General features: G+C 36.1%; 33 protein-coding genes, 1 pseudogene and 1 other annotated feature. Of the genes and pseudogenes, 8 read left to right on the top strand and 26 right to left on the bottom strand.

Going from position 1 to position 24,674, the window contains the following annotated elements:
• Positions 1–130 precede the first annotated feature (130 nt).
• From Q0E08_RS02255 to Q0E08_RS02205, 12 genes and pseudogenes are all read right to left on the bottom strand, one after another.
• Complete coding sequence (locus Q0E08_RS02255; protein WP_294775811.1) at positions 131–367, bottom strand: hypothetical protein; 237 nt, start codon at positions 365–367, stop codon at positions 131–133.
• Entirely contained in the window at positions 367–1,341 is a 975-nt protein-coding gene (locus Q0E08_RS02250; RefSeq protein WP_294775809.1) for a zonular occludens toxin domain-containing protein, read from the bottom strand. The genes Q0E08_RS02255 and Q0E08_RS02250 overlap by 1 nt, the downstream gene beginning before the upstream one ends.
• Before the next feature lie 91 nt (positions 1,342–1,432).
• Positions 1,433–1,666 (bottom strand): hypothetical protein, encoded by a 234-nt coding sequence (locus Q0E08_RS02245; RefSeq protein WP_294775807.1) that lies wholly within the window; start codon positions 1,664–1,666, stop codon positions 1,433–1,435.
• 4 nt (positions 1,667–1,670) lie between these two features.
• Positions 1,671–2,531 (bottom strand): hypothetical protein, encoded by an 861-nt coding sequence (locus tag Q0E08_RS02240; RefSeq protein WP_294775806.1) that lies wholly within the window; start codon positions 2,529–2,531, stop codon positions 1,671–1,673.
• Positions 2,532–2,632: 101 nt separating this feature from the next.
• The gene (locus Q0E08_RS02235) at positions 2,633–3,334 is read right to left on the bottom strand and encodes a hypothetical protein (protein ID WP_294775804.1); all 702 of its coding nucleotides are present in this window, start codon (positions 3,332–3,334) and stop codon (positions 2,633–2,635) included.
• A gap of 80 nt (positions 3,335–3,414) precedes the next feature.
• Positions 3,415–3,603 (bottom strand): hypothetical protein, encoded by a 189-nt coding sequence (locus Q0E08_RS02230; RefSeq protein ID WP_294775803.1) that lies wholly within the window; start codon positions 3,601–3,603, stop codon positions 3,415–3,417.
• Positions 3,604–3,883: 280 nt separating this feature from the next.
• A complete protein-coding gene (locus Q0E08_RS02225; protein WP_294775801.1) occupies positions 3,884–4,159 on the bottom strand; it encodes a hypothetical protein in 276 nt (91 codons plus the stop codon).
• Complete coding sequence (locus Q0E08_RS02220) at positions 4,149–4,379, bottom strand: hypothetical protein (protein WP_294775799.1); 231 nt, start codon at positions 4,377–4,379, stop codon at positions 4,149–4,151. Before Q0E08_RS02220 ends, Q0E08_RS02225 begins: the two co-directional genes overlap by 11 nt.
• An 18-nt stretch (positions 4,380–4,397) precedes the next feature.
• The gene (locus Q0E08_RS08875) at positions 4,398–4,721 is read right to left on the bottom strand and encodes a replication initiation factor domain-containing protein (RefSeq protein ID WP_367118519.1); all 324 of its coding nucleotides are present in this window, start codon (positions 4,719–4,721) and stop codon (positions 4,398–4,400) included.
• A gap of 32 nt (positions 4,722–4,753) precedes the next feature.
• Positions 4,754–5,191: pseudogene (locus tag Q0E08_RS08870) on the bottom strand (replication initiation factor domain-containing protein); the annotation flags it as partial.
• Positions 5,192–5,409: 218 nt separating this feature from the next.
• Entirely contained in the window at positions 5,410–5,553 is a 144-nt protein-coding gene (locus tag Q0E08_RS02210; protein ID WP_294775796.1) for a hypothetical protein, read from the bottom strand.
• The gene (locus tag Q0E08_RS02205) at positions 5,546–5,848 is read right to left on the bottom strand and encodes a hypothetical protein (RefSeq protein WP_294775794.1); all 303 of its coding nucleotides are present in this window, start codon (positions 5,846–5,848) and stop codon (positions 5,546–5,548) included. Before Q0E08_RS02205 ends, Q0E08_RS02210 begins: the two co-directional genes overlap by 8 nt.
• Before the next feature lie 134 nt (positions 5,849–5,982).
• Between Q0E08_RS02205 and Q0E08_RS02200 the strand changes: the two genes are divergently transcribed.
• From Q0E08_RS02200 to Q0E08_RS02185, 4 genes are all read left to right on the top strand, one after another.
• Positions 5,983–6,213 (top strand): helix-turn-helix domain-containing protein, encoded by a 231-nt coding sequence (locus Q0E08_RS02200; protein ID WP_294775792.1) that lies wholly within the window; start codon positions 5,983–5,985, stop codon positions 6,211–6,213.
• Between the two features lie 120 nt (positions 6,214–6,333).
• Positions 6,334–6,498 carry a hypothetical protein gene (locus Q0E08_RS02195; protein ID WP_294775790.1) on the top strand — a complete coding sequence of 55 codons (165 nt, stop codon included), beginning with the start codon at positions 6,334–6,336 and terminating at the stop codon, positions 6,496–6,498.
• Between the two features lie 473 nt (positions 6,499–6,971).
• Positions 6,972–7,202: a hypothetical protein gene (locus Q0E08_RS02190; protein ID WP_294775788.1), complete on the top strand. Its 231-nt coding sequence runs from the start codon at positions 6,972–6,974 to the stop codon at positions 7,200–7,202.
• Positions 7,203–7,541: 339 nt separating this feature from the next.
• Positions 7,542–8,390: a tyrosine-type recombinase/integrase gene (locus Q0E08_RS02185; protein ID WP_294775784.1), complete on the top strand. Its 849-nt coding sequence runs from the start codon at positions 7,542–7,544 to the stop codon at positions 8,388–8,390.
• On the opposite strand, the gene Q0E08_RS02180 is transcribed toward Q0E08_RS02185, so the two are convergent.
• The 5 genes from Q0E08_RS02180 to queA all read right to left on the bottom strand — a co-directional run bounded on the left by Q0E08_RS02180 (position 8,380) and on the right by queA (position 12,110).
• A complete protein-coding gene (locus Q0E08_RS02180; protein WP_294775782.1) occupies positions 8,380–8,991 on the bottom strand; it encodes a stage II sporulation protein M in 612 nt (203 codons plus the stop codon). The genes Q0E08_RS02185 and Q0E08_RS02180 overlap by 11 nt on opposite strands.
• Before the next feature lie 2 nt (positions 8,992–8,993).
• Positions 8,994–9,377 (bottom strand): hypothetical protein, encoded by a 384-nt coding sequence (locus Q0E08_RS02175; protein ID WP_294775779.1) that lies wholly within the window; start codon positions 9,375–9,377, stop codon positions 8,994–8,996.
• A gap of 59 nt (positions 9,378–9,436) precedes the next feature.
• A complete protein-coding gene (gene yajC / locus Q0E08_RS02170; protein WP_290908127.1) occupies positions 9,437–9,859 on the bottom strand; it encodes a preprotein translocase subunit YajC in 423 nt (140 codons plus the stop codon).
• A 69-nt stretch (positions 9,860–9,928) separates the two neighbouring features.
• Positions 9,929–11,062, bottom strand: coding sequence for a tRNA guanosine(34) transglycosylase Tgt (gene tgt / locus Q0E08_RS02165; protein ID WP_294775772.1), 1,134 nt, complete (start codon positions 11,060–11,062; stop codon positions 9,929–9,931).
• Between the two features lie 10 nt (positions 11,063–11,072).
• Complete coding sequence (gene queA / locus Q0E08_RS02160) at positions 11,073–12,110, bottom strand: tRNA preQ1(34) S-adenosylmethionine ribosyltransferase-isomerase QueA (protein WP_294775769.1); 1,038 nt, start codon at positions 12,108–12,110, stop codon at positions 11,073–11,075.
• Between the two features lie 145 nt (positions 12,111–12,255).
• Here queA and asd point away from each other — a divergent pair, with 145 nt between their 5' ends.
• From asd to dapB, 3 genes are read left to right on the top strand one after another with little or no spacing between them, the layout of a single operon-like run.
• A complete protein-coding gene (gene asd / locus Q0E08_RS02155) occupies positions 12,256–13,338 on the top strand; it encodes an aspartate-semialdehyde dehydrogenase (protein WP_294775767.1) in 1,083 nt (360 codons plus the stop codon).
• A gap of 24 nt (positions 13,339–13,362) precedes the next feature.
• Positions 13,363–14,253: a 4-hydroxy-tetrahydrodipicolinate synthase gene (gene dapA / locus Q0E08_RS02150; protein ID WP_294775763.1), complete on the top strand. Its 891-nt coding sequence runs from the start codon at positions 13,363–13,365 to the stop codon at positions 14,251–14,253.
• 18 nt (positions 14,254–14,271) lie between these two features.
• Complete coding sequence (dapB, locus tag Q0E08_RS02145) at positions 14,272–15,024, top strand: 4-hydroxy-tetrahydrodipicolinate reductase (RefSeq protein WP_294775759.1); 753 nt, start codon at positions 14,272–14,274, stop codon at positions 15,022–15,024.
• A gap of 59 nt (positions 15,025–15,083) precedes the next feature.
• Here the strand turns inward: dapB and Q0E08_RS02140 are convergent, their stop codons facing one another.
• From Q0E08_RS02140 to recA, 7 genes are all read right to left on the bottom strand, one after another.
• Complete coding sequence (locus tag Q0E08_RS02140) at positions 15,084–16,214, bottom strand: aldo/keto reductase (protein ID WP_294775756.1); 1,131 nt, start codon at positions 16,212–16,214, stop codon at positions 15,084–15,086.
• Between the two features lie 3 nt (positions 16,215–16,217).
• Positions 16,218–17,612: a cysteine--tRNA ligase gene (gene cysS / locus Q0E08_RS02135; RefSeq protein ID WP_294775753.1), complete on the bottom strand. Its 1,395-nt coding sequence runs from the start codon at positions 17,610–17,612 to the stop codon at positions 16,218–16,220.
• Positions 17,599–18,252, bottom strand: a complete 654-nt coding sequence (gene cysE, locus Q0E08_RS02130) for a serine O-acetyltransferase (protein ID WP_294775750.1) — start codon at positions 18,250–18,252, stop codon at positions 17,599–17,601. Before cysE ends, cysS begins: the two co-directional genes overlap by 14 nt.
• 42 nt (positions 18,253–18,294) lie before the next feature.
• Positions 18,295–18,506: a binding site (T-box leader), on the bottom strand.
• A 36-nt stretch (positions 18,507–18,542) separates the two neighbouring features.
• Positions 18,543–19,127 carry a CDP-diacylglycerol--glycerol-3-phosphate 3-phosphatidyltransferase gene (pgsA, locus tag Q0E08_RS02125; RefSeq protein WP_294775747.1) on the bottom strand — a complete coding sequence of 195 codons (585 nt, stop codon included), beginning with the start codon at positions 19,125–19,127 and terminating at the stop codon, positions 18,543–18,545.
• Positions 19,114–20,448, bottom strand: a complete 1,335-nt coding sequence (rimO, locus tag Q0E08_RS02120; RefSeq protein ID WP_294775745.1) for a 30S ribosomal protein S12 methylthiotransferase RimO — start codon at positions 20,446–20,448, stop codon at positions 19,114–19,116. Before rimO ends, pgsA begins: the two co-directional genes overlap by 14 nt.
• Positions 20,448–21,059: a regulatory protein RecX gene (locus Q0E08_RS02115; RefSeq protein ID WP_294775742.1), complete on the bottom strand. Its 612-nt coding sequence runs from the start codon at positions 21,057–21,059 to the stop codon at positions 20,448–20,450. The genes rimO and Q0E08_RS02115 overlap by 1 nt, the downstream gene beginning before the upstream one ends.
• A complete protein-coding gene (gene recA, locus Q0E08_RS02110; protein ID WP_294775739.1) occupies positions 21,059–22,183 on the bottom strand; it encodes a recombinase RecA in 1,125 nt (374 codons plus the stop codon). The genes Q0E08_RS02115 and recA overlap by 1 nt, the downstream gene beginning before the upstream one ends.
• 192 nt (positions 22,184–22,375) lie before the next feature.
• Here recA and rpmB point away from each other — a divergent pair, with 192 nt between their 5' ends.
• Complete coding sequence (rpmB, locus tag Q0E08_RS02105) at positions 22,376–22,561, top strand: 50S ribosomal protein L28 (protein ID WP_078768495.1); 186 nt, start codon at positions 22,376–22,378, stop codon at positions 22,559–22,561.
• A 107-nt stretch (positions 22,562–22,668) separates the two neighbouring features.
• On the opposite strand, the gene plsY is transcribed toward rpmB, so the two are convergent.
• Positions 22,669–23,325, bottom strand: coding sequence for a glycerol-3-phosphate 1-O-acyltransferase PlsY (gene plsY / locus Q0E08_RS02100; protein ID WP_294775734.1), 657 nt, complete (start codon positions 23,323–23,325; stop codon positions 22,669–22,671).
• Positions 23,322–24,653, bottom strand: a complete 1,332-nt coding sequence (der, locus tag Q0E08_RS02095; protein WP_294775731.1) for a ribosome biogenesis GTPase Der — start codon at positions 24,651–24,653, stop codon at positions 23,322–23,324. The genes plsY and der overlap by 4 nt, the downstream gene beginning before the upstream one ends.
• Between the last annotated feature and the right edge of the window lie 21 nt (positions 24,654–24,674).

Here is a 24,674-nt window from a genome sequence, read left to right as displayed (position 1 = left end):
GTTCCCCTAATTTCGCAAAATATTAATTTTGCGAAATTAGATAGAAAATAAATAAAATACTTACCTTTCTAAATTTTAGTTAAATTATAGCATTTTAAAGGCTTACAGTCAACAAAACAACCGCAAGGATTTATTCCCTGCGGTTTTCTTTGCGTTCAAACGGTCCAACCTTAAGAAGCTGGAATACTTCGAGCATTACTTCGTTAAACATATTTTTACGAACGATTGAAATAATACTTTCAAGGTGGTCTATTTCGTCACAATACCGGACCCGGTACCTATTTTCATATGTAACAATATCATCTTGTAATCTCATATCTTTATTATAGTAATATTGTAATAAAAGTTCTTTTTCTTTTTCTTTCATTAGAATTCATCACCTTTACCATCAAAAAGATTTAAACAATCATCCATAGCACGCATTACTTGACTTTCTGCGTTATAATTTCGTCTACGAGCTTTTAAAGTGGATTTAGGAGCTTTCAAAATGTTACTATCCTGTTCATCAACCCAAGTATCGGACTCAAAACCCGCAGCACTTAAATTCTTTACAACTCTTAAAGTGTCGTAAGCCTTATACAAATCATCGTTATGAACAAAGCAATAATAACCTAATGTACGCTTTTTAATAACATCACCCTCAGCGTTCATAATAGGTTGCCACCTTTTAACTATGGTAAAACAACCAAGAAATGTACGGCAAGACCTCACCTCTGTACAATGTTTACGAATAGGCTTCGATACATCCATAAAAAAGTGAGCAGACATAATAATTACACGCTTATTCTTTCGGTTCTGAGTGACGGTAGCTAACATTCTCGGTGGGAAATTTTTTGACATAGACGAGCTGAACCAATTCTGACACTCATCGATAGCACAAACTATCCCCTTTTTACCGTTATTATAATCAACTAAATCACGCCAATCAGCTACGGGAGCATCTTCAAAATAGTAACCGTAATTAGTATTAACTTTAACAGACGGGTAACGATACTGTATATCACGCAAATACTTTGTTTCTGCAATTGTTTTACCCTGCCCCTGTGCTCCGGTAAACATAATAATACCGTGTTCTCTGAATTCGCCTATAGGCTTATTATAATAATTTTCCCAATACTGTTTTGGAAGCTGAACAAAAAGTTTTGTAAGAAGCGACACATCAGCTTTAGGATTTACATGAGCAATAACCTTTCTTACCGCTGTACCTGATTTTTTCTTTTTTAAATAAGCAACCAAAAAAGCAATAACAAAAGCAACAATAACAGGAATAATAACAAACAAGCAAGGTTTGAGAAAAACCCAAACAATCTCCCAAAATGTTTTTAATATAGTAGAAACCATACTTCACAACCTTTCATAAAAAATATAAAATGTTTAATTCCGTTGCACCGTGGCACAGCCACGGGTGCAAACGGACAATTTAAAACATTTTTTATAACAGAGGTATAACAGACCATAAAAGCTTAAAAAAAGAAACCAACAAACGCCAAGCATAAGTAGCAGCTAAAAATGAAACAATAACAACCACAGGACCAAGAGGAATGAAATAACCAATAAATCCGATAGCTTCAGTTAAAACATCCCAAGCAACCTGAATTGAAGACAAATCAAAATTAGTGCCATGTAACAAATTAGCTATCCAATTTAAAAAAGTAATAACAATCATATTATCACCACCAATCACGCTCATAAGAAGAATAATTGCCGTACGAATCATATTCACCGTCTGCCATATCCAAATCATCATATCCGTCATGAGATACAAGCTGTTCATAATAATCATTAGCCATTGTATCACTCACACGATCATTAAATTGTGATTCGTGAAACTCAGCTTGACCGACATACATAACACCAGCACCGTGAATAATTTCAGGCAAACGCTTCCAAAAAGCAATTAAGAAACCTAAGTACATAAATGCACTGATTACAGTATCTGCAGTACCTTTAAACGGAGCATACCAAGAAAAATCAATACTATATTTTTTAGCAGGTAATGTAAAATAACTATTTGATACCCCTGCAGTAGTAAACTGTAAAACAGGTGAACTATCTTTATTCAATGCCCCTTTGAGTTCTTCAGGAAAAGTTGTAACCATTTCATTAGCCGAACCGATAAAGGTATTATCTTTGATATTAGTTATAGCTCCCTCAAACGCAGCTGAATTATTTTCAGACAACGGATTAACTTTATCCTCAATTTTTTGATTTACTTCTAAAAGTACTTCATCAAACTTTTTATATCTGAATGTAGACCAAAACGAATGCCAACCGGATTTTATATCATAAACGTCTTCTTTTGAAATACCGGGATAAACTTCACCGGAATTAGGATAATAAAATTTTTCAATATTTTTTAAAACATCCCTAATCTGCATTAAAAAAGTATTTGCATTTTCAAAATATTGTTTAATAGTTGACTGATATTTTTTTGTAGTATCTGAAAAATCTTTAAAATTAGTCATAAAGGCAGTAAGATTATTATTTATATTACCTAACAATTTATCAATATTTTCTGATGATGTTTTCATACTTGTTAAAGCAGGAACTATCTTAGTTTCAATTAAACGTAACCATTCGTGATTATCCCAAACATAATCTAAACACTCATTAAAAAGTTTAATTAACTCATCTAAACGGTTCGTAATATTTTCAAGCTGAAGCGTATCCCCTTCCTGATTGCTAAGAATGTCACCAATACCGGAAGCAATATAGGTAAGAGTGCGATTATTTCCTGCAATATCGTCCCTGATGTTTGAAATACCTTGCTTAGTGAGGTAGATAAGGTATTCGAGGCGGGTGTTGGGTTCGGGGACGGGTTCGTTGGGGTCGGGGACGGGTTCGTCCCCTGCGTAAAAAGTTTATCACCGTTTAAACCTGAAATATCGTAATAACTATCAACTGTATTAGTTAAAAGATTAGCTTCGGTAAGACCGTTACCTTGACCGATACCGTAAACGCAATCTTTATCTTTGGCAACAATAGTAGGTTTTGAATAAATATTATCATCATCAAATTTAAGACAAACATAGTCACCGGAACCAGCACCTGAATTTAAACCGTTAGAACCATAAGAATTAGTAAAATGCAAGCCGTCATCACTTACACCGCGACCGTCTATCCACAACATATATAAATGACCATTATAACGATAAATAAATGCAGGAACAACTTTATAACCGTCAGTTTGGAAATCATAATAATCTTTTACTATTTGAGTTGCTACAGATAATGAAATATCAGTAGAAGTTTTTGAATAAGCAACAGAACAGGTACCAAAACAAAAAACTGCAATCATAACAACACAAAGAACGATTTTTAATTTATTTTTCACAAAAAACTCCTTTCTTAATTGAAAAACAGGGGGCTGAAACCAACCCCCTGCCCCAATTAGAATAAAAAATACAATAAAAATTAAGCAGAACGAAGCATACCAAGCACAAAGCTGATACCTTTTCTGATAGCAATAAATGAAATAGCAACAGGAATAATTGTAGGAATAATCGCTACAACTTCATTAAGTACACCCTGAACCATAGTACCGGTAATAGTTTTGTCAAGAACTGTTCCTTCCATCGTAATTGCGTTTAGAAGATTTGACATACTTTTTATCCCCCTTTCTTTGTTCTTTTTTTATTTCAGCTGTTACGGTAATAATTTTCTTTGTCGCATCACGAAGCAAAGCAAACACACCGTACAGAAAAATAGCAAACGCTATAAAAAGTAAAATTAATTCTTTCACTATTTAGTTGACCCCCAATCTTCAGGAAACATACTTGAAATCCAATTTTTGAGAGGTTTGATAATATAATCAATAGAAAACTTCAAAATTTCAATTACAAGAATTCCCCCGCATTGATAGTAGATAAGTTGTAAAAGTTCGTTATTGTCCAACTTTTTCAACCCCTATAATAGTTTTCTTTACCTTGTCATAAGCTTCTGTAAGCTCAATATTAAGCTTATATTCATCAAACAAAGTAATATTTCTAACCTTTGAAAAAACAGAAGCGTTATCAGGGTCAACAGTCAATCTCTCTGCTCTGTGATTTTCAAAATCATACACAACAACAAAATGAGATGTTCCCTTTTTGCCGTCAAATTCCCACTCACGAGAAAACATATCAATAACAGGAGCCTGAAGAACTGCATTAATCTTCATTCAAATCACCACCTTTCAAAATCATTATTTCATTATGAGCATGTTCAAGGTCTTTTTTTGCCGAACGAAGCTCATCTTCATAAGCGGCAAGCTTGCTTTTGCAAACCAAAGCACCTTTATTGTAAAAGAGAATAACAGCAAGCTCAATAAAGCATGTAATTGTTAAACTCCATTCAATAGCACCAAAATTTTTAATCGAATCAATCATTGTGTTAAACATAATATTTTTTTCCTTTCTTTAATCAATAATATAAAAATCACAATCTTGTACATAATTATCAACAAGTCTTTTTTGTCTTGCATTTAGTTTAATATCACGCTGTCCTAATTCATTTAACAAATCATCAACAGAATGTGTTAACAAATATGTTTTTAATGTAGACCCTGCCGTATTAAACAAGTAGTTTTCCATTTTACCGAAATCATACTCAATACCTACCGAACTGAACACCGATATTTTATCGGTATGAGATAACAACTTTTTCCAATAAGGAGCGGTTGGCAATCTTGATTTATTGACATCTGAAGAGTTAACAACAAATCGTAAATAGTTATTAAGTATGCCGGAATAAAAAAACCAACATTACAGTTTTCGTACAGCTTTTCACCGAAGCCGACAGCGTTCGGACCTCTTAATCTTATTTCAAGTCGTGTCCAATTTGGCATATCTTCAGGAGAATATCCCCTCTCTGCCCTCTTATCATAAATATTTATATAGATATTTGAACTTTGTTTACCGAAGTAAAGAGATGTACCCTTGATACCGTCATCAATACTTTTCATCACATTTGAAAATTTGCTCCGGCAAGTGTAATTTCCTTTTTCGTAATTCTTAACAAGCGTTTGTATATCAAACTTATCATCAATAACATCCATTGCTATATCAACTCTTGTAAGCTGAAAATCAGGAAGCTCTGTAACACGGTTGATAATTTGTGTTAAATCATAACAGCTGAAGCTTTCAAGAAGCCTACAACCTTTACCCGTTATATTCACACAGGCACTTGTAATACTGTCTTTTTGACTTAACATCAAAGTTATCATATTATCGTAATCAACAGCGTACTTGAAGAACCACCGAGGACCGATAGGCTTGAACTCTAAATTTGCGTTTTTCAATCCTAAAAAATCTATCATTTCTTCAAAGTTATTAAAAACCCCTGAAAAGGTTATGTAGTCTATGATTATAGGATATTTACTTGTATTTTCTGACCCCCTATTAGTGGTGGGGGTCAACACCCGCTTTTTGTTCATTTTTCAACCTCTTCTTTCTTTAATTTCTTATCGTTTTTCTTTGATTTTAAAAAATCTCTTAAATCATCACAGATTATATCAACATCCCTTGCAGGACAATTAAATCTATTTTTACAAGTTGGACAAATTGAATTATTCATTTGAAACACCTCTTAAAAAAAGATTTTTTTCAATATCAATAAAAAAATTATCAAAATCAACAACACGAAATGTATCAACATAATTTAATGTTGACCAATCATCAGAAGTACGGTAAAAAACTTCAAAAAACTCAACTGAATTATATTCAGGAATTACCATTAATTCATGAATATATTGCAAAATAGTTTTATCACCGGATAATGTACTAACCGCATTTAATAAACGAGTATACCCTTTTGAATTTCTTTTATAAGGCACAAAATAATAAAACCGTGTTTCTTCATTCTTTTTCATATTTTTTACTCCTTTGCGTTTCTGTCCGCCGACAATTTTAGGTAATTGTTTACCTTTTATTTACATTATAGGTAATTGATTACCTATTGTCAAGTGAAAAATATGATAATATCTAAAAAAGGAGCAAAAGAATTATGCTAAATACAGAAGAAATGGGAAAAAGAATAAAAGAATTAAGAATTGAAAAAGGCTGGACAGGTATAAAAATGTCAACGAAAATAGGAGTTGACCAATCATATTACTCAAAAATAGAAAAAGGAAAACACGAAATAAAATTAGAAAAATTATATGAAATTGCAGATATATTCAATGTTTCACTCGACTACCTAACAGCGAGAACAAATAAAAAGGAGATAATAAATTGACGCAAATACAAGAAGTAGTTATATATTTAGGATTTAGTTTAATCGCAGGATTATTATTAATTAAAGGAATCAAAAAACTATTTTTAAAAATAAAAGAAATTTTCAAATAAGGAGATAAAAATGATTTTACTTGATACATTTTTAGATAAAGTTATAACACCTAATTTAATTTGGAAAGCTATTGCAGAAATTTCACCAATAATATTACCCATTTTAGTAATTGTTATTATAACAAAAGGACCAAGTGGATTTAAATTTTGTTTGGATATGATTCGTAACAAATAACAATTAGTATAAAAAATACAATAAAAACACGCTGATGAGGTGTGAGCTCGTTTGAGCTGAAGTTTCATCGGCGTGTTTTTTTCTTCATTTTATTTACTTTTTGTATTATCAATAATTGCTATCTAAGTTATCACAATACAACTTTACCATATCGTTAACGATAAAAAGGGTGTCAGCAAGCTGACACGGTTTTATTTTTTTGCCTTATACCTGCGATTATTTCCTTTTAGAGTTAAAGCTTTTGTTCCCGGCTGTCAGCACTTATTCCACCTCAGAGAGTTAGCATATAACCTTGACTTTATCAAAACCATAAATAAAATAATTTTATCTAAACTCTGATTTAAAATTTTTTTATTTATTATTCTGCGAATTTTTGACAAAATCAAGAACATATGCTTTTAAATAGATGTCGAAATAAGAGCCGACAGCCAGAGACTTCAAAAGCAATAATTCTAAAAAAGGAGGAAAGAAGCGTGCAGGAGTATAAAAAAAATAAAAATTATATAAGAGCCTCTGCCAAGGTGCTTAAAAGCAATAATTTTAGACACCTTGAAGCAATAAAGACATCAGAGGAGAAAGGTGGTGAAAAAATGACCAGCAGCGAGATATATAGACTTATTAAGTGGCTAAAAAAAGAAGGCTACACACTCGAACAAGTCATTGACTTAATCGGATGCATAGCCGAAAAGAAATCTGATGATTAATCATCAGGCAACGGAGTACCCCAAGTGCTCCGTTGTTTTTATTATATCAAAGCATTTCTAATTTATCAAGTATTACTTGAAAAATCTAATAAAAAATGCTAAAATATATATAAACATTATGAAAGGGAAAATACGATTGAACGATTATTTCGCATTATTACGCATTACGCATATTAATTTTGCGAAATTAGTAATGCAAATTAATATTTGAAACGCGAAGATTTTATAAAGTTACCTGCTTTAGTGCAGGATTATTTAACTTATGTTGAAGCGATTAAAGGACACAGTTCTTTATCGGTAATTGAATATGCAAGTGATTTGAGGACCTTTTTCCGTTTTATGGCTAAACACAAAGGTCTTTATTCCGATGATGTTCCTGACGAAGAAATAGATTTAACTCAAATTGATTTAAGTTTTATAAAAAGCATTACATTAAATGACACATACACCTTTTTGATTTATTGTAAAAATGTACGCGGCAACAACGAAGCAACCCGTGCCCGCCGTGTTGTATGTATCAGAAGATTTTTTAGTTATTTATCGGATAACCTTGGATTGCTACCTTCTAATCCCATGAAAAATCTTGATGCTCCAAAAACAAAAAAAGCTCTTCCAAAATATCTTACTTTGGAAGAAGCTCAAAAATTACTATCTGTAATAGACGGTAAATATAAAGAAAGAGATTTTGCAATCATTACCCTATTCCTGAATTGTGGAATGCGTCTTGCAGAACTTGTGTCTATCGACTATACAGATATTAAATCAGACGGCACACTTGTCATTACAGGTAAAGGAAACAAAGAACGAACTGTTTACCTTAACCAAGCTTGTATTGACGCTATAACAGAATATATGAAGGTTCGTCCTAACGACAAAGTAAAAGATCGAGCACTCTTTATCAGCAGTCGTTATCAAAGAATAAGCCCTCGAATGGTTGAAACTATGGTTGCAAATAATCTTGAAAAAGCTGGACTCGGCGGCAGAGGGCTTTCGGTACACAAACTCCGTCATACGGCTGCTACACTTATGTACCAGCACGGAAATGTCGATGTGCTGGTACTAAAAGAAATTCTCGGTCATGAAAATTTGGGCACAACCGAAATATATACCCACATTCAAAGTGATGCGTCAAAGCAAGCTATTGACTCTAATCCGCTTGCAAACAATAAGCCTAACTTTAAATCTTGATTATTGAATTAAAAAGATAAATTATAATCGAATTTACAAATGAAATCACAATAATCTCTGCTCCGTATTTTAAAAATGATTTTAAATAATCCGCAAGAACGATTTGTTTTTTTGAATTTTTTTGTACAGATATATCAAAAATGTTTTTGCTCAACTCTTTTGATGCGGAAATTGTAAAAAACAGAATTACCATAAAAGCCGCAGTTTCGGGTACAATCATCAAAAGTGAGTACCCTATTCCCTTTAATGAATACAAATTGTAATAAAAAGCAACTTTTATTGCTACTTCAAATCCACACAAAAACGGAACAAGATTTATAATAGGAAATCCAATAATACAAAGCCCGAGAAGAATTGTAAAAACATATATAATAAGATAAATAGACAGTCTGTCAACCACTACGGAAAGCAGACTGTCGCCTTTTACTGTCAAAATATCATTTACATAAGATGAATACTTTGACAATTGAAGAGTCTTAAAAAGCAATGAACCGGCAAGCAACCCGGCAATATAAATAAGTGATAAATATATATATTCTTTGTTCTTTTCTAAAAACTTATCAAAATCAAAAGTTTCTTTGGCAACAGCTATATCTTTCATTTTCATACCTTCAATTTTCTTGTTCGTTTTGCGTTAAAAACAGATGCGAGAACACTGCCAAATGCTATTATTACAGCACTGATACAAAGCTGACCGAAGGATTTATTGATTATTGAATTAATTACAGACAGTATTAAAATCGGTGTGTTTGACAAAACACTCATCAATATTAAGCTGTTTTTAAACTTGACTGTTGACAGAAAACCTACTGCAACAGACGTTATAAACAAGATAAAATATCCTAAATATGCACAATAGGAATTATCCAAATCAAATATCAAAACAACCTTTGACAAAATTGCAGTTAAAAATGCAACAATAACAACAGACAAAAACACCGATTTAATTATAAATCCCAAAAGGACATTGTCAAATTTTGCTTTCATAAAAAAATCCCCCTGAATATCCTGTTAAAAGATATTCAGGGGGACATTTATTTATTACATTATTTATCTGATTTTTTATCGGCCTTTTTAGCTTCTTTCTTTTCCTTAGCAGCTTCTCTTGCCTTTTCAACTTCTTTTTTGTGCTGTTCTGTCTTTGTTACATTTGTATTTACAGCCCAGCGTTGAATTTTCATCTTGTTTCTGTCAGCACCTGTTTCGATAATTATATCTTCTTCTCTGATAGTAACTACCTTACCAACGATGCCGCCGATTGTAATAATTTCATCACCGATTTCGAGTGAAGAACGCATTTCCTGTTCTTCCTTTTGACGCTTCTTTTGCGGACGAATCATCATAAAATACATTACGGCAACGAGTACAACCATAAGCACAATATAAGATGTAGAGCCTGCCTTTGTTTGACCGGCAGCCTGCGTTGTTCCTTGCATTAAAGTTATTGCTTGCATTAAATCTAAAATCATTTTTTGCCTCCTAAAATACATTAAGTACTACAATTATATAGTATCTGTCAAATAATTGCAAGAATTATTTTAAATTCTTGTATCCAATTTATCAACATATTCATTTTTGTAATCTTCAAATGAATTGTTATCAATATTATCTCTGATTTCGGTCATTAAGTTATTATAAAAATAAAGATTGTGCATAACTGCAAGACGCATACCAAGCATTTCCCCTGCCTTAAGAAGATGTCTGACATATGCTCTCGAATAATTTTGACAGGTTGGGCACTGACATTCTTCATCAATCGGATGGTCATCAAGAATATACTTGGCATTGTTAATATTAATTATACCTTTTTTAGTAAACAACTGACCGTGACGGGCGTTTCTTGCAGGCATAACACAATCAAACAGGTCAACACCTCGGCTGACACCTTCAAGAATATTGCCAGGAGTACCGACTCCCATAAGATATCTTGGTTTATCAACCAGAGCAAAAGGTTCAACAGCAGAAATAATCCTGTACATATCCTCCTTTGGCTCGCCGACAGCAAGACCACCGATAGCATAACCGTCAAGGTCCAATTTTGCAATTTCTTTCATATGCTCAATTCTTAAATCGTCAAAGGTGCAACCCTGATTGATACCGAAAAGCATTTGATTTTTATTGATTGTGTCAGGCAATGAATTAAGTCTTTCCATTTCCGCTTTACAGCGTTCTAACCATCTCAAAGTACGGTTGCATGCTTCTTTTGAATATTCATATTTTGCCGGATTAGCAACACATTCGTCAAAAGTCATTGCTATTGTAGAACCTAAATTTGACTGAATTTGCATACTCTCTTCAGGTCCCATAAAGATTTTTCTGCCATCTACATGAGAATTGAATGTAACACCGTCTTCGGTAATCTTATTGAGTTTTGCAAGAGAAAACACCTGAAATCCACCCGAATCGGTCAAAATAGGTCTGTCCCAATTTGTAAATTTATGAAGTCCGCCGAGAGTTTTTACCTTGTCGTCACCCGGTCTGACATGAAGATGATATGTATTGCATAGCATAACCTGTGCACCGACCGTTTTAAGGTCAACAGTTGAAAGACCGCCTTTTATTGCGGCAACGGTTGCAACATTCATAAAGCACGGTGTTTGAACCGTACCGTGAACTGTTGAAAACTCACCCCGTCTTGCTTTACCCTCTGTTTTTAACAATTTATATCCCATAAATTTCTCCTTATTTTGTATCAATAAAAAGACATGCGTCACCAAATGAGAAAAATCTGTACTTCTCTTCCACTGCAATCTTATAAGCATTCATTACATTATCATATCCGGCAAAAGCAGAAATAAGCATAATCAAAGTGCTTTCAGGCAAATGAAAGTTTGTTACCAAGCCATCAATACATTTGAATTCATATCCCGGATAAATAAATATAGAAGTATCGTCCTCGTCTTCACATATACAACCGTTTTTGGTTGCAACAGATTCAAGCGTTCTTGTACTTGTTGTACCTACCGAAATTACTCTACCGCCGTTTTTCTTTGTTTCATTAATCAAATCGGCTGTTTCTTTGCTTATATGATAATGTTCGCTGTGCATTTTGTGCTTTGTAACATCATCAACCTTTACAGGTCTGAACGTTCCGAGTCCGACATGAAGCGTTACATACCCAAGTTTAATACCCTTGTCCTCAATCTTTTTTAGCATTTCCTCGGTAAAATGAAGTCCGGCAGTCGGAGCTGCGGCAGAACCAAGTTCTTTGGAATAAACAGTTTGATATAATTCACCGTTTTGAAGTTCTTCCGTAATATATGGTGGGAGGGGCATTTTGCCTATCTTGTCCAAAATATTGTAAATTTCTTTGGAATCACACTTAAATTGAACCTTTCTGTTTCCGTCATCGGTAATATCCACAACTTCGCATTCGACAATACCGTCACCGAATACAAATTCTGTTCCTATTTTTGCTCGTTTTCCCGGTTTGCAAAGACATTCCCACACATTATTTTCACTTTGTTTAAGAAGCAAGAATTCAACTACGGCACCCGTTTCCTTCTTAACGCCGTAAATCCTTGCGGGAATTACTCTTGTATCATTAAGGATAAGACAATCACCCGGTCTTAAATAATCTATTAAATCCTTAAAAATTTTGTGTTCAACCTCACCGGTATTTTTGTCAATTACCATAAGTCTTGACATATCTCGCGGTTCAATAGGAGTTTGCGCAATCAGTTCTTGCGGCAAATCATAATAAAAGTCAGAAGTTTTCATCATAATTCTCCAAATTTATATAATTATTAATTGACATTCATATATAAATAGTGATATTATATATACTAAATTATCTTGTGCGAATTGCACTTTGTCTATTATATTGCAAAATGATAAATAATACAAGTTCTAAGGAGAATTATTTATGAAAAAATTTAATGTCGGCATCGTAGGTGCCACAGGTATGGTAGGTCAAAGATTTATGACCTTGCTAGAAAATCACCCATGGTTCAATGTTGTTGTACTTGCAGCGTCATCAAGATCAGCAGGCAAACCTTACGGCGAAGTTATCGGCAACAAATGGTGTATGGATACACCGCTCGCAGACAAATATAAAGATATGGTAGTTATGGACGCTACCAACGATATTGAAAAAATCACATCAATGGTTGACTTCGTATTCTGTGCGGTAAATATGAAGAAGGATGAAATCAAGGCACTTGAAGAAGAATATGCAAAGCATGAATGCCCTGTAGTTTCAAATAACTCTGCAAACAGATTTACTCCGGATGTTCCTATGGTAGTTCCTGAACTCAATGCAGAACACATCCATATCATCCCTGAGCAAAGAAAAAGACTCGGCACAAAGCGTGGCTTTATCGCTGTTAAGTCTAACTGCTCACTTCAGTCTTATGTACCGGCTCTCTTCCCTCTTCATGAGAAGTTTGGCGTAAAAGATGTATTGGTTTGTACATATCAAGCTATTTCAGGTGCAGGCAAAACATTTGAAACATGGCCTGAAATGATTGACAATGTTATTCCTTACATCGGCGGCGAAGAAGAAAAGAGCGAAAAAGAACCTCTCAAACTTTGGGGTAAAATTGAAGGCGACCATATCGAAAGTGCCACAAAACCAAACTTTACCGCTCAGTGCATCCGTGTTCCTGTATCAAACGGTCACCTCGGTGCAGTATTTGTAAACTTTGAAAAGAAGCCTACAAAGGATGAAATGATTGAAATTTGGAACAACTTCAAGGGCAGAGCACAAGAACTCGAGCTTCCGTCTGCACCAAAGCAGTTCCTCAACTACTTCACAGAACCTGACAGACCTCAAATTCATTCAGAGCGTATGCTTGAAAACGGTATGGCAGTTTCTATCGGCAGACTCAGAGAAGACACACAATATCAATACAAATTTGTTTGTCTTTCACACAACACACTTCGTGGCGCAGCAGGCGGTGCAGTATTGCTTGCAGAATTGCTTGCCGCTGAAGGTTATTTAGACTAATCTATATAAGGAGAATATACTATTATGAAGAATCCGGTATTTACAGGTTCGGCTGTAGCTATCATTACCCCAATGAATGAAGACTTCAGCATTAATTACGATGAATTTAAGAAGTTTATTGATTGGCAGATTGACAATGGAACAGACGCTATTGTAATCTGCGGCACAACAGGTGAAAGTTCAACACTTAAAACAGTACATCACCTTGAAGCAATTAAATTCTGTGTTGATTATGTTAACGGCAGAGTACCTGTTATTGCAGGTGCCGGCTCAAATAATACAGAATGCGGTCTTGAACTTGCTGAAAAGGCTTGCGAATACGGTGTTGATGCACTTTTGCTTGTTACTCCTTACTACAACAAATGCACACAAAAAGGTCTTATCAAGCACTACACAATGTATCATGATGCAACAAATGTACCTATCATTCTTTACAATGTTCCGTCAAGAACAGGCGTAAACATTGCTCCTGAAACTCTCAAAGAGCTTTCAAAGCTCCCAAGAATCAACGGTGTTAAGGAAGCATCCGGCAACATCAGTCAGGTTATGAAAATTCACGCACTTTGCGGTGACGACCTCAATATTTGGAGCGGTAACGATGACCAAATTCCTGCAGTTATGGCTTGCGGCGGTAAGGGCGTTATTTCCGTCCTTTCAAACATTTGCCCACAGGAAACTCATGATATGGTTCAGGCTTATCTTGACGGTGACGCAAACAAGTGCACAGAAATGATGGCAAAATATCTTGAACTTGCAAATGCTATGTTTGTTGAAGTTAACCCGATTCCTGTAAAAGCAGCCTGCAATATGATGGGCTGGGCTGCAGGACCTTGCAAGATGCCTCTTTGCGATATGACTGATGAACATACAGAATATGTAAAGAGTGTTATGCAAAAGTACGGACTTATTAAGTAAAATTTAGAGGAAGTATAAATGACAAGAATTATATTATCAGGATGCTGTGGCAAAATGGGCGGAGTTATCCAAAATATTGTTGCAAACCGTGATGATGCAACTATCGTTGCCGGTGTTGACAAGTATAACAACAATATGACCGACTTCCCTGTTTACGAAAACATTTCGGATGTAAAAGAAGAAGCCGATGTTGTAATAGACTTTTCAAATCCGTCACTTCTTGACAGTCTTTTGGAATATGGCAAAACAACAAAAACAGCTCTTGTAATTGCTACAACCGGCTATGATGATTGCCAAAAGAAAAAGATTGCGGACGCATCAAAAGAGTGCCCTGTATTTTTCACATACAATTACAGTTTGGGTATCAACCTCCTTGCAACTCTTGCAAAGAAAGCAGCTGCACTTTTGGGTGATGAATTTGATATTGAGATTGTTGAACAGCATCATAACCAAAAAATTGACGCTCCGTCAGGCACTGCACTTATGCTTGCAGATGCTATCAACGAAGAACTTGACAATCGTATGAAATATGAATACGACCGTCACTCAAAGCGTGAAAAACGTACAAAGAACGAAATCGGTATGCACTCAATCAGAGGCGGCACAATCGTCGGTGAACACGAAATTATTTTTGCCGGCAGAGATGAAATTATCACACTTTCACACTCTGCAAGGTCAAAAGAAGTTTTCGCCGTTGGTGCTGTAAACGCTGCTGTATTTATGGCAGGTAAAGAAGCCGGTATGTACGATATGTCAGAGCTTGTAAAATAAATATAATAACATTAAAGAGCAAACCGTAATTGGTTTGCTCTTTTTTAGTCAATATTCATTTACGAAAATAAATCGTTAATTTTTCCTGCCAATTCATTTGGAATGTCAATTCCTTGCGGGCAATGTTCTTTGCACTTGCCGCATTTTACGCAAGCGGTATGATTTACATCAATGTTTTTATACTTATTCTTCGCTTCAAACTCGGTGTACTCCTCTGTTTTTAGCTTGTTGTATACATCAAATATCGTGCTGATTTTTACACCCTTTGGGCAGTCGGCACAATAATCGCAACCTGTGCACGGAATAATATCATTTTTATTAATGATAGATGCAACATTCTCGCAAACTTTAAATCCTTTTTCATTCATAGGAACAAAATCGGTTAAAGTATTGAGATTATCCTGCATTTGCTCTAACGAATTCATACCACTGAGAATGGTGATAACATTATCATAACTCGCAACAAACTTCATAGCCCAAGATGCAATGCTTTTATCCGGAGCGTTTTGCTTCAAAACAGCCTCTGCATCTTTCGGCAAATCTGCAAGTTTACCGCCTCTGACCGGCTCCATAACTATAACAGGAATACCTGCATCGGTCAAAATTTGATATTGCGTTTTTGCGTCCTGATTTTTCCAATCAAGATAGTTCATTTGAATTTGAGCAAAGTCCCAATGATGAGCCGAAACGATTTTCTTTAAATCTTCAACAGTTCCGTGGAATGAAAAACCGATATTTTTGACCAATCCCTCTGCCTGTTTTTTAAGAACAAAGTCATAAGCACCGTATTTTTCGCACTTTTCAAAATTACTCTTATCAAGCGAATGAAGAAGATAAAAATCAAAACAATCAATACCTGTGCGTTGAAGCTGTTTGTTGAATATCTTTTCCATATCGGCAGGAAATTTGCACATCCAAATAGGAAGTTTATCAGCTAAAAAATAAGAATCTCTCGGGTATTTTTTAAGTGCCTGACCGATAAACTTTTCGCTCTTACCACAATGGTACATATACGCCGTATCAAAATAATTAACGCCGTTTTCGTATGCCATATCAACTATTTGTTGTGCCTTGTCGTAATCAATTAAAGGGTTAGCCTCTCGTTTAATCGGAGTTTTACACGGAAGCCGCATATTACCAAGCCCCAAACGGGAAACTTCAACATTTTTAAACTTAACTCTGTCTACCATAGTTTATTCCTTAATCCAAGTTACACCTTGAGGTGTATCTTTGAGCGTAATTCCCTGAGCTTTAAGTTCATCACGAATTCTGTCGGCAGTTGCCCAATCTTTGTTTGCTCTAGCTTGCTGACGCTCCTCAATAAGCTTTTCAATATCGTCATTGATATCATTTGACTTTCTGTTATAAACAAGCCCCAAAACGCCTGTAAGCTCATCGAACATATCGGCAGCCTTTTGGCAAACATTCTTTGAAACTTCCTTGTTGATGATTTTTGTATTGATATCACTTACCAAATCAAATACAGCGGAAATACCGTCAGCTGTATTAAGGTCATCATCCATAGAGTTGATAAACTGCTCTTTTCTTCCGGCAATCAAAGCCAAGATTTCTTCATCATCAGCAATATCGCTCTTTGCGTTTTTAATGGCAAAATCAAGGCTTTCACGGCAGTTATAAAGTCTTTCAAGTGCAGACTTGCACTGCTCGATAATCTCAAGATTGTAGTTGATCGGTGAACGATAATGTGAAGAAATAAGGAAGTATCTGATTACCTCATAGCCGTAAACATCGGCAATTTCTCTAACAGTTTTAAAGTTGCCGAGTGACTTGCTCATCTTTACATTATCTACATTTATATAACCGTTGTGCATCCAATATTTTGAAAACATACAACCGTTTGCGGCTTCGGACTGAGCAATTTCATTTTCGTGATGAGGGAAAATAAGGTCCTGACCGCCACAATGAATATCAATTGTATTACCGAGATATCTTTTATTCATTGCAGAACATTCAATATGCCAACCCGGTCTGCCTTTGCCCCATGGAGAATCCCAGTAAGGTTCGCCTTCTTTTGCGGCTTTCCACAAAGCAAAATCAAGTGGGTCTTCTTTTTTATCTCCGACAGCAATTCTTGCACCCGATTGTAAATCGTCAATAGGTTGATGAGAAAGCTTGCCGTAATCCTTAAACTTTAATGTTCTGTAATAAACATCTCCGTCAACGGCATAAGCGTAGCCCTTTTCTTCAAGAGTTTTGATAATTTCTATAATTTCATCAATGTTTTCCGTTGCCTTTGGATGAACGGTAGCATCTTTAAAATTAAGACCGTGTGCATCAGTCCAAAATTCTTTGATATACTTTTCTGAAATTTCTTCAAAAGTGCTGTTTTCTTCATTTGCTCTCTTGATAATTTTATCATCTACATCGGTAAAATTCTGAACAAACTTTACATTATATCCTCTGTATTCCAAATATCTGCGAAGTACATCAAAAACGCAGAGCGGTCTTGCGTTACCGATATGAATAAAATTGTATACGGTAGGTCCGCAAGCATAGATTTTTACTTCATTTGGATCAACAGGAATAAACTCTTCCTTTCTTCTTGACATTGTGTTAAATATTTTCATTACCAGCAATCTCCTTTAATTTTTCAACTTCATTTTGCAATTTTTTGATTTGCTCTTCATTATTTCTTATTGCATTCATAATCGGATCGGGAATATTGATTTGGTCCAAATCATCCACTCTTTCACCGTCTATTCTGACGATTTCACCCGGAACACCCACAACCGTACAGTTAGGTTCTACATCCTTAACCACAACCGCACCTGCGGCGATTTTAGCGTTTTTTCCGATTGTGATAGGTCCGAGTACCTTTGCTCCTGCACCTATCATTACACCGCTTTCTACGGTAGGATGGCGTTTACCGACATCTTTACCGGTACCGCCGAGCGTTACGCCCTGATATATCATAACATCGTCGCCGACTTCTGCGGTTTCGCCGATAACAATACCATGACCGTGGTCAATTACAACTCTTCTGCCGATTTTTGCACCCGGGTGAATTTCTATACCGGTTTTATGTGCGGAGCGTTGACTTATCGCCCTTGCGATAAACGGCATATTATGATTGTAAAACCAATATGCTTTTTTATGAGAACGAAGTGCTTTAAAGCCCGGATAAAGCAAAATAATCTCTAACGGATTATCTGTTGCCGGATCATGGTCAATAAAGCTCTGGATATCTTCTTTATATTGCTTAAACATTAATATATCTGCCTTTCAAAAAATAAAAAGCCCCTGTCAAACGACAGAGGCAGTAATACTGCGGTTCCACTCTGATTTATACTCAAGCTACATATATAGCCGTTGCAAATAACGGTGCCTACCGTCTCAAAATACTAAAATTCCTTTGAGAAGCTCATGGGTGCATTTCGCAATATGACCTATACAAACTTTCACCGACCGTTTGCTCTCTGAATAGGTACAATATCGGTACTTCTCCCAATCACAGCCTTTATATACATTATATTCATTTTGTGTATAAAATGCAAGTATTATTTTGTTTTGATATAATGCCAGCCGTCCATAGTATATTTTATGCCTGACAAGGCAGTTACTATGCCGGCAATCCAAAATGCGATTGTACAGTAAACACTGAGCCAATGCGGTGCATTAAATCCGTTGGTTGCAATAATGATTTCTCCGTCTTTTTCCATAATAGCAAGGATTAGGAATGTCATACCCGTTGTTGCCATTTGAATAAATGTTTTTGCTTTACCGAAAACATTTGCCGCAATAACTTCGCCCTCAACCGTTGCCGCCATACGCATACCGGCAACCAAAAACTCTCTCGCCATCATAATCATAATGACAATATCGGTTCTCACTCCGAGATTAATTTGGATAAGGAAAGCGGCTAACACAAGAGCTTTATCCGAAAGCGGGTCCATAAGCTTACCGAAATCCGTAACAAGCTTTTTCTTTCTTGCGATATTACCGTCAACGGTGTCACTTACACACGCCACAAAATAAATCAACAAAGCCACTACCCAATGGTATCTAAACTGCCATATTGAAAAGAGCCACAAAAAAGGTATACAGCAAAATCTGAAAACAGTAATTTTATTAGGTAAATTCATAATGCTCTCCTATCAAATCATATCCGTCAAAATCAGTGATTTTTACATTAACAAAATCACCGATATTAAGTTTTTTATTAGAAGTAAAAATAATTCCGCTGTCAATCTCCGGCGAATCCATATAAGAACGGCCTGTATACTTTCCGTCGGCAAATGAATCGATAATCACCTTGTAAACATTACCTACCCTGTTTTTATTTGAAGCTTCCGTAATAGAATACTGAGCGTTCATTAAAACCTCTTGACGGCGTTTTTTAACATCTTCGTCAATTTGATTATCCATATCAAAAGCAGGAGTATCCTCTTCGGGAGAAAATGTAAAGCAGCCCATTTTGTCAAACTTCATATCTTTTACAAAATCACAAAGATTTTCAAACTGCTCATCCGTTTCACCAGGAAAACCAACCATAAAAGTTGTGCGGAGTGCCAAATCGGGAATAGCTTTTCTCATTTTGTCAAGGAGCACTCTGTAATCATTTCCGTCCCCTACTCTGTTCATATTTTTTAGAACAGTGGTATCCGAATGCTGAAGCGGTATGTCAATATATTTGCATACTTTATCTTCGTTTGCAATTACATCAATCAGGCTGTCGGTAATTCTTTGCGGATAACAATAGAAAAGCCTTATCCATTCAAGTCCGTCGATTTTAACAAGTTCCTTGAGAAGTTTGTCGAGTGAATATTCGCCGTACAAATCCTGTCCGTATTTAGTTGTATCCTGTGCAACTAAAATTATTTCTTTAACACCACGATTTACAAGACTTTTTGCTTCATTAATAACAGACTCGATTTTTCTTGAACGAAACTTACCTCTGATACCGGGAATAGCACAATACGAACACCTGTTGTCACATCCCTCGGCAATCTTCAAATACGCCCAGTGAGAAGGCGTAGAAATCACTCTTTCATCATCAATGGGAAGATAACACTTATTTGGATAATTAGAGGTTTGAATGCCGCACAGAGCCTTGTCGCAAACTTTAACAATATCGGCATTTGCACCGATACCGATAACCGCGTCAACCTCAGGCATTTCTTTTAATATTTCATCTTGATACCTTTCGGCAAGGCAACCCGTAACAACAAGAGCGGATATTACTCCGGCTTCTTTATACTGTGCTACCTCAAGAATTGTATCAATCGCTTCTCTTTTTGCGTCCTCGATAAATCCGCATGTATTAACAATCATAACATCCGAATTTTCTATTTCGTTTACAATCTGATACCCTGCCGCCGCAAGTTTTGCAAGGAGTGCCTCCCCGTCAACCTGATTTTTCGGACAGCCGAGGGAAATCATTCCGACTTTATAACCCTTTGCCATTAATCGTATTCTTCATTTTCTATTCTTTCAAAAGCTTCTCTTATGTCAGAATAGGAAAATCCCTTTCTCATCAAGGCGGCAATAACTTTTTTATTACCGTCTTGAGCATCTAATTTGTTTCTGTATTTTGTAAAAATCAAATCAACAACAGCCGACACATTGTCTATTTCAGTTTCTTCAAGAGTGTAAGCAATTATGTCATTTGGTACGCCTCGCTTATACATTTCTTGTTTTATATGATTTCTTGACATTCGCTTTGTTTCGGACAGATATTTTACAAGATTTTTGGCATACTTTTCGTCATCCAAATATCCGTAGTCTATCATTTTTTCAATAGCTCTGTCTGCATTTTCTTCATCAACGGTACGAAGAAGTTTTGTTTTAAGTTCCTTTACCGAATGGTCACGCCTCGAAAGCAAATCATAGCACTTATCAACAGCTTTCTTATAATGAATGCCATTGCAAAGTTCCTGCCACTGCTCATCGGTTATTTCCTGACCGTCTTTAAAAAAGTGTTCTGCCCAAAAGTCAATATCTGTTGTTATTGTATATTCGTCATCAACAAAAATATGAATCTTTTTGCCTCTGCCCTTTGTATGAGATATTTTCATTAATCTTCATCATCGTCTATTGCAATATCAAGCTTAGCTCTTGCGGCTGCTCTTGTTTGAGTAACAGGAGCCTTTGCCTCAACAGGTGCTTTTGCAGGTGCGGGAGCTTCCTCCTGTGCGTCATTGTTTGCCAAAGCGTCCTTGATTTTCTTTTCAAGTTCTGCCTGAACATCAGGATTTGACTTGATATATTCCTTAAACTTTTCTTTACCCTGGAATCTTTCTTCTCCGTAAGTAAACCAAGCGCCGCCCTTTGTTGCAATACCGAGTGCAACGGAAAGGTCTGCAATTTCACCGACCTTATCAATACCTGTGCCGTACATAATATCAAATTCAGCCTGTTTGAACGGCGGAGCAACCTTATTTTTAACAATTTTTGCTCTTGTTCTTGAACCGATAAATTCATTGCCCGGTGCTTTAAGTTGCTCAACCTTTCTTACATCAATACGCATAGAAGAATAGAACTTAAGCGCTCTGCCGCCGGTTGTAACCTCGGGACTGCCGTAAATAACGCCAACCTTTTCACGAAGCTGATTGATAAAGATAATTATACAATTTGACTTATTGATTGCACCTGTAAGTTTACGAAGAGCCTGCGACATAAGTCTTGCATGCAAGCCTACATGAGAATCACCCATATCGCCCTCGATTTCCGAACGAGGAACAAGTGCCGCAACGGAGTCAACAACGATAATATCAACAGCACCGCTTCTTACAAGCTGTTCGGTAATTTCAAGAGCCTGTTCGCCGTTATCGGGTTGAGAAACCAAAAGCGAATCAACATCAACACCAAGATTTTTTGCATAACCCGGGTCAAGTGCATGTTCGGCATCAATAAATGCCGCTTCACCGCCGAGTTTTTGACATTCGGCAACGCAGTGAAGTGCAAGCGTTGTTTTACCTGATGATTCAGGACCGTAAATTTCAATAATTCTTCCCTTTGGAAGTCCTCCGATACCTGTTGCAAGGTCAAGAGTAAGTGAACCGGTTGATATAGCATCAACCTTTAAATGTGCGTTTTCGCCAAGACGCATAATTGCACCTTGTCCGTATTGTTTTTCAATTTGCTTCAATGCGGATTCAAGGGCAGTTTTTTTGTCATTTGCTTTCTTATCAACAGCCATTGACAATTCCTCCGAATAATACTTAAAATTTTACTGTTTTATTATACTATATATTGTATACAAAATCAAGAATTTATAGTACAAATATACCATAAATATCACCTTTACAAAAATTATTAAAAAAATGCTTGCATTTTATGTAACTTTCTGTTATTATATTTCCGTTGTAAATTATTAAGGAGGTGTTCGCAAATGGCTAAATGTGAATACTGTGGTAAGGAAATGTCCTTCGGTATCAAGGTATCCCACTCACACAGAAGATCAAACAGAACATGGAAACCAAACATTAAGAGAGTTAAGGCTATCGTAAACGGATCTCCAAAGAGAGTTTATGTTTGCACAAGATGCCTTCGTTCAGGTAAGGTTGAAAGAGCGTAAGAGTTACGCAAAAGATAAAGCTGTTCATTTTGAACAGCTTATTTTTTATGTAAAATCAATAAAAACAAAAACGAGCAGAAACGGAAGTAAACCGCTCTGCTCTTTGTTTATGTTTTCTTTTTCTTTTTTGAACCGATCTTATTTTCGGTATGATTAAAGAGTCGTTTTACATTTTCTCTGTGTGCCACAACCACTATAACCGTAAAGACAAGAGCGATGAGCACAAGAATAATATCTTTGTAAAAAATTCCGATAAACACAGGATAGAATATTGCCATAAGAATCGAACCGAGGCTGACATATTTTGTTATTAAAATAGTCAAAGCAAAAATCACAAGCAATATGAGAGCTATTCGCCAATCAATCGCAATAACCATTCCACCGCTTGTTGCAACGCCTTTGCCGCCCTTAAATTTGAAATAACAAGGAAAGATATGACCAAGTACGGCAAACAAGCCTGCAAAGGATTTTAGAACCACTTGCGGATAATCGGATGCACTGTCAAGGGTCATTTTAAGTTCTTCAACAGAAACAATCCTAAATGCGAGCCAAATAGCGAGCATAACCTTTAAAATATCGCCTGCTATAGTAAGCAATCCCAGTGTTTTGCCATAGGTACGCATCATATTTGTTGTGCCTGCATTGCCTGAGCCCGAATCTCTGACATCCTCACTTTTCATACCTTTTGAAAGGATAACGCCGAAATTAAGACTGCCGAGCAAATACGAAATTACGGCGATAATGATAAATTTGAAAGCTATCACTTTTTACCCTCATTTCTTTCCCTGACGATAAATCTTACAGGAGTTCCGTCAAGACCGAAAATTTCTCTGATTTGATTTTCCAAATATCTTTGATATGAGAAATGGAAAAGTTCGCTGTTGTTAACAAAGAATACAAATGTAGGCGGTCTTGTAGACGCCTGAGTCATATAGTAAATCTTAAGACGCTTTCCCTTATCGGTAGGCGGTTGAACTCTTGCGGTAGCAATTCCGAGAACTTCATTGAGCTTACCTGTTGAAATACGCATTGAGTTTTGAGAATGAACATGAACAATCATTTCATAAAGTTTATCAATACGAATACCCGTTTTTGCAGAAATGAAAATAAACGGTGCATAACTCATAAATGAGAAGTCAACAGAAAGTTTTTCTCTAAACTCTTTCATAGTGTTGCCGTCTTTTTCAACAGCGTCCCATTTATTAACCGCAATAATGCAAGCCTTACCCTGCTCGATTGCAATGCCAGCAACCTTGCTGTCCTGCTCTGTAAAGCCTTCTGTTGCATCAATCATAATAACACATACATTAGCTCTTTCAACAGCCATTCTTGCACGGATAATACTGTATTTTTCAATGCTGTCGTTTACTCTGCTTTTTCTACGCAAGCCTGCGGTATCAATAAAGTTAAACTTACCGAATTTATTTTCAATATAAGTATCGGTTGTGTCCCTTGTTGTGCCGGCAATATTGCTGACAATCGCTCTGTTTGTACCGCTGATACGGTTAATGAGTGAAGATTTGCCGACATTCGGCTTACCTATAACGGCTACATTGATTACCTCTTCATCTTCAACCTCGTCTTCGGATTCTTCGGGAAAATACTTGATAACTTCATCAAGCAAGTCACCTGTACCGTGACCATGAACCGATGAAACAGCAATAGGATCACCCAATCCGAGATTATAGAATTCGTAAAACTCGGGATCGGGAGCACCGATACTGTCGCACTTATTTACACAAAGTACGATAGGTTTATTGCTCTTTTGAAGCATTGAAGCAACCTCAATATCAGAGGCAACAACACCGCACTTTAAATCTGTTACAAGAATAATTACATCTGCGGTTTCAATAGCAATCTCTGCCTGAGTACGCATTTGAGAAAGAATTACATCGGTGCTGTACGGCTCAATACCGCCTGTATCAACCAACAAAAAGTTGTGATTGAGCCATTCGCAATCGCCGTAAATTCTGTCCCTTGTAACACCGGGTGTGTCATCAACAATAGAAAGTCTTGAGCCTATTAACTTATTAAACAATGTAGACTTGCCGACATTGGGTCTGCCGACAATAGCCACAACGGGTTTTGCCATATAATCACCTCACTGTTTATT

Source organism: uncultured Eubacterium sp. (assembly GCF_934561735.1).
Lineage (GTDB): Bacteria > Bacillota > Clostridia > Oscillospirales > Acutalibacteraceae > Eubacterium_R.
Note: the sequence above shows the minus strand (reverse complement) of the source record. Positions and strands in the feature narration are given on the sequence as shown.

What these genes read in the sequence shown, in the direction of transcription:
- Q0E08_RS02255 (WP_294775811.1), bottom strand. Translation starts at nt 367, where the DNA reads ATGAAAGAAAAAGAAAAAGAACTTTTATTACAATATTACTATAATAAA.
- Q0E08_RS02250 (WP_294775809.1), bottom strand. Translation starts at nt 1,341, where the DNA reads ATGGTTTCTACTATATTAAAAACATTTTGGGAGATTGTTTGGGTTTTT.
- Q0E08_RS02245 (WP_294775807.1), bottom strand. Translation starts at nt 1,666, where the DNA reads ATGATTGTTATTACTTTTTTAAATTGGATAGCTAATTTGTTACATGGC.
- Q0E08_RS02240 (WP_294775806.1), bottom strand. Translation starts at nt 2,531, where the DNA reads ATGAAAACATCATCAGAAAATATTGATAAATTGTTAGGTAATATAAAT.
- Q0E08_RS02230 (WP_294775803.1), bottom strand. Translation starts at nt 3,603, where the DNA reads ATGTCAAATCTTCTAAACGCAATTACGATGGAAGGAACAGTTCTTGAC.
- Q0E08_RS02225 (WP_294775801.1), bottom strand. Translation starts at nt 4,159, where the DNA reads ATGAAGATTAATGCAGTTCTTCAGGCTCCTGTTATTGATATGTTTTCT.
- Q0E08_RS02220 (WP_294775799.1), bottom strand. Translation starts at nt 4,379, where the DNA reads ATGTTTAACACAATGATTGATTCGATTAAAAATTTTGGTGCTATTGAA.
- Q0E08_RS02210 (WP_294775796.1), bottom strand. Translation starts at nt 5,553, where the DNA reads ATGAATAATTCAATTTGTCCAACTTGTAAAAATAGATTTAATTGTCCT.
- Q0E08_RS02205 (WP_294775794.1), bottom strand. Translation starts at nt 5,848, where the DNA reads ATGAAAAAGAATGAAGAAACACGGTTTTATTATTTTGTGCCTTATAAA.
- Q0E08_RS02200 (WP_294775792.1), top strand. Translation starts at nt 5,983, where the DNA reads ATGCTAAATACAGAAGAAATGGGAAAAAGAATAAAAGAATTAAGAATT.
- Q0E08_RS02195 (WP_294775790.1), top strand. Translation starts at nt 6,334, where the DNA reads ATGATTTTACTTGATACATTTTTAGATAAAGTTATAACACCTAATTTA.
- Q0E08_RS02185 (WP_294775784.1), top strand. Translation starts at nt 7,542, where the DNA reads ATGGCTAAACACAAAGGTCTTTATTCCGATGATGTTCCTGACGAAGAA.
- Q0E08_RS02180 (WP_294775782.1), bottom strand. Translation starts at nt 8,991, where the DNA reads ATGAAAGATATAGCTGTTGCCAAAGAAACTTTTGATTTTGATAAGTTT.
- Q0E08_RS02175 (WP_294775779.1), bottom strand. Translation starts at nt 9,377, where the DNA reads ATGAAAGCAAAATTTGACAATGTCCTTTTGGGATTTATAATTAAATCG.
- yajC (WP_290908127.1), bottom strand. Translation starts at nt 9,859, where the DNA reads ATGATTTTAGATTTAATGCAAGCAATAACTTTAATGCAAGGAACAACG.
- tgt (WP_294775772.1), bottom strand. Translation starts at nt 11,062, where the DNA reads ATGGGATATAAATTGTTAAAAACAGAGGGTAAAGCAAGACGGGGTGAG.
- queA (WP_294775769.1), bottom strand. Translation starts at nt 12,110, where the DNA reads ATGAAAACTTCTGACTTTTATTATGATTTGCCGCAAGAACTGATTGCG.
- asd (WP_294775767.1), top strand. Translation starts at nt 12,256, where the DNA reads ATGAAAAAATTTAATGTCGGCATCGTAGGTGCCACAGGTATGGTAGGT.
- dapA (WP_294775763.1), top strand. Translation starts at nt 13,363, where the DNA reads ATGAAGAATCCGGTATTTACAGGTTCGGCTGTAGCTATCATTACCCCA.
- dapB (WP_294775759.1), top strand. Translation starts at nt 14,272, where the DNA reads ATGACAAGAATTATATTATCAGGATGCTGTGGCAAAATGGGCGGAGTT.
- Q0E08_RS02140 (WP_294775756.1), bottom strand. Translation starts at nt 16,214, where the DNA reads ATGGTAGACAGAGTTAAGTTTAAAAATGTTGAAGTTTCCCGTTTGGGG.
- cysS (WP_294775753.1), bottom strand. Translation starts at nt 17,612, where the DNA reads ATGAAAATATTTAACACAATGTCAAGAAGAAAGGAAGAGTTTATTCCT.
- cysE (WP_294775750.1), bottom strand. Translation starts at nt 18,252, where the DNA reads ATGTTTAAGCAATATAAAGAAGATATCCAGAGCTTTATTGACCATGAT.
- pgsA (WP_294775747.1), bottom strand. Translation starts at nt 19,127, where the DNA reads ATGAATTTACCTAATAAAATTACTGTTTTCAGATTTTGCTGTATACCT.
- rimO (WP_294775745.1), bottom strand. Translation starts at nt 20,448, where the DNA reads ATGGCAAAGGGTTATAAAGTCGGAATGATTTCCCTCGGCTGTCCGAAA.
- Q0E08_RS02115 (WP_294775742.1), bottom strand. Translation starts at nt 21,059, where the DNA reads ATGAAAATATCTCATACAAAGGGCAGAGGCAAAAAGATTCATATTTTT.
- recA (WP_294775739.1), bottom strand. Translation starts at nt 22,183, where the DNA reads ATGGCTGTTGATAAGAAAGCAAATGACAAAAAAACTGCCCTTGAATCC.
- rpmB (WP_078768495.1), top strand. Translation starts at nt 22,376, where the DNA reads ATGGCTAAATGTGAATACTGTGGTAAGGAAATGTCCTTCGGTATCAAG.
- der (WP_294775731.1), bottom strand. Translation starts at nt 24,653, where the DNA reads ATGGCAAAACCCGTTGTGGCTATTGTCGGCAGACCCAATGTCGGCAAG.